The following is a 2,614-nucleotide window of genomic DNA, read 5'->3' on the forward strand; positions in this document are numbered from 1 at the left end:
GTGACGGCGTACCTTTTGTATAATGGGTCATCGACTTGGTCTATCTAGCGAGCTTAAGCCGATAGGTGTAGGCGCAGCGAAAGCGAGTCTTAATAGGGCGTCGAGTTAGATGGATCAGACCCGAAACCGAGTGATCTAGGCATGACCAGGATGAAGGTAAGGTAACACTTACTGGAGGTCCGAACCCACACCTGTTGAAAAAGGTCGGGATGAGTTGTGCCTAGGGGTGAAAGGCCAATCAAACTCGGAGATAGCTGGTTCTCCGCGAAATCTATTTAGGTAGAGCGTCATCCGAATACCCCGGGGGGTAGAGCACTGGATGGGTAATGGGGCCCCACAGGCTTACTGATCCTAACCAAACTCCGAATACCCGGGAGTACTAGATGGCAGACACACTGCGGATGCTAACGTCCGTAGTGGAGAGGGAAACAACCCTGACCTACAGCTAAGGCCCCCAATTCATGGCTAAGTGGGAAAGCAGGTGGGACGACCAAAACAACCAGGAGGTTGGCTTAGAAGCAGCCATCCTTTAAAGATAGCGTAACAGCTCACTGGTCTAAACAAGTTGTCCTGCGGCGAAGATGTAACGGGGCTCAAGCCATGAGCCGAAGCTTAGGATGCCGTAAGGCATGGTAGCGGAGCGTAGTGTGATATAGGACTTATCCTTTACTGCCGCCGGTCGTACGGAGCGTGGAAACGCGCTCAAGTAGCCGATAGGCGGTAGCGCAGGAGAAAGTCTTTTCTGTGAAGCCGGCCTGTGAGGGATCCGGTGGAGAGATCACTAGCGAGAATGATGACATGAGTAGCGACAAAGAGTGTGAGAGACACTCTCGCCGAAAGTCCAAGGGTTCCTGCTTAAAGCTAATCTGAGCAGGGTAAGCCGACCCCTAAGGCGAGGCCGAAAGGCGTAGTCGATGGGAACCAGGTTAATATTCCTGGGCCAGGAGGATGTGACGGATTGTGGCGGCGTGCGTGCCTTATCGGATTGGCACGTATCCAAGACAGTCCCAGGAAATAGCCCTCCATGAGATCGTACCCTAAACCGACACAGGTGGACTGGTAGAGAATACCAAGGCGCTTGAGAGAACGATGTTGAAGGAACTCGGCAAAATACCTCCGTAAGTTCGCGAGAAGGAGGCCCGGTACACGACTACCGGGGGCACAAACCAGGGGGTGGCGACTGTTTATTAAAAACACAGGGCTCTGCGAAGTCGCAAGACGACGTATAGGGTCTGACGCCTGCCCGGTGCCTGAAGGTTAAAAGGAGGGGTGCAAGCTCCGAATTGAAGCCCAGGTAAACGGCGGCCGTAACTATAACGGTCCTAAGGTAGCGAAATTCCTTGTCGGGTAAGTTCCGACCTGCACGAATGGCGTAACGACTTCCCCGCTGTCTCCAACATCGACTCAGCGAAATTGAATTGCCTGTCAAGATGCAGGCTTCCCGCGGTTAGACGGAAAGACCCCGTGCACCTTCACTACAGCTTCGCACTGGCATCAGGCACAACATGTGCAGGATAGGTGGTAGGCTTTGAAGCAGGGACGCCAGTCCCTGTGGAGCCTCCCTTGAGATACCACCCTTGTTCTGCTTGATGTCTAACCGCGGCCCGTTATCCGGGTCCGGGACCCTGCGTGGTGGGTAGTTTGACTGGGGCGGTCGCCTCCTAAAGCGTAACGGAGGCGCGCGAAGGTTGGCTCAGAGCGGTCGGAAATCGCTCGTTGAGTGCAATGGCAGAAGCCAGCCTGACTGCAAGACTGACAAGTCGAGCAGAGTCGAAAGACGGCCATAGTGATCCGGTGGTCCCAAGTGGGAGGGCCATCGCTCAACGGATAAAAGGTACGCCGGGGATAACAGGCTGATACTGCCCAAGAGTCCATATCGACGGCAGTGTTTGGCACCTCGATGTCGGCTCATCTCATCCTGGGGCTGGAGCAGGTCCCAAGGGTATGGCTGTTCGCCATTTAAAGAGGTACGTGAGCTGGGTTTAGAACGTCGTGAGACAGTTCGGTCCCTATCTGCCGTGGGTGTAGGATACTTGAGAGGAGTTGCCCCTAGTACGAGAGGACCGGGGTGAACGATCCACTGGTGGACCTGTTGTTGCGCCAGCAGCAGTGCAGGGTAGCTATGATCGGACAGGATAACCGCTGAAGGCATCTAAGCGGGAAGCCCCCCTCAAAACAAGGTATCCCTGAGGACCGTGGAAGACCACCACGTCGATAGGCCGGAGATGTAAGCACAGCAATGTGTTCAGTTGACCGGTACTAATGGTCCGATAGGCTTGATTTGATCCAGTAACAGCAAGGTTCCAAAAACCATGTTACGGACATCAAGGCATACACCATAGGTGTCCTGACACGGACAACGATGTTGATTGACGTTGCGCCAGGATTGGAAAGGCGTGGCAACGCGGTATCGCTTCGCGAAACGCTGTCCGCCACCAAACCCAATCCCCGCAGCGATGTGGTTTTTCCTCGGTTTGGTGGTCATAGCGTGAGCAAAACACCCGGATCCATTCCGAACCCGGCCGTTAAGTGCCACCGCGCCAATGGTACTGCGTCTCAAGACGTGGGAGAGTAGGTCGCCGCCAAACCTAGTAAAAACCACACCTCTCTATGC

At 54.6% G+C, this 2,614-nt stretch carries 2 rRNA genes; both read left to right on the forward strand.

Going from position 1 to position 2,614, the window contains the following annotated elements:
* Nucleotides 1-2,284 (forward strand): 23S ribosomal RNA (locus RBB42_RS27915); the annotation flags it as partial.
* Nucleotides 2,285-2,473: 189 nt separating this feature from the next.
* Nucleotides 2,474-2,588 (forward strand): 5S ribosomal RNA (gene rrf, locus RBB42_RS27920).
* Nucleotides 2,589-2,614 lie beyond the last annotated feature (26 nt).

The organism is Mameliella sp. MMSF_3455, from assembly GCF_030733205.1.
Classification (GTDB): Bacteria; Pseudomonadota; Alphaproteobacteria; order Rhodobacterales; family Rhodobacteraceae; genus Antarctobacter.